Genomic DNA, 316 nt, shown 5'->3' on the forward strand with positions numbered 1-316 from the left:
CCGTGACACCGCCTGCGCTTCACGCGCGGGACCTGGTTGAATCCATGGGCACGGGCGCCGCAGGAGGCGCGTACCGGCCAGTAGCGGGGAGAGCATGGACGACGGGAAGCCCACCGGCCAGAAGCCGAAGTGGTGGAGCCGGCCCACAAGGCCCACAACGGCGACCCACGAACCCCCGGCCGAGCCCCCGCCCCCGGTGTCCCTGACCAAGCCCGCCACCGCCGCGCCCGCCGAGACGTACGGGGCAGGGGCCGGCGGGCACGCGTCCGAGGCCGGTACGCAGCCGCTGCACGCCCCGGACGAGTACAGCACCCCG

At 75.3% G+C, this 316-nt stretch carries 1 pseudogene; it reads left to right on the forward strand.

The annotated features are described in order from the left end of the window. Positions 1-94: 94 nt before the first annotated feature. Positions 95-316: pseudogene (locus tag HTZ82_RS07445) on the forward strand (protease); the annotation flags it as partial.

Source organism: Streptomyces sp. TRM64462 (assembly GCF_013362995.1).
In the GTDB taxonomy this organism is placed as follows: Bacteria; Actinomycetota; Actinomycetes; order Streptomycetales; family Streptomycetaceae; genus Streptomyces.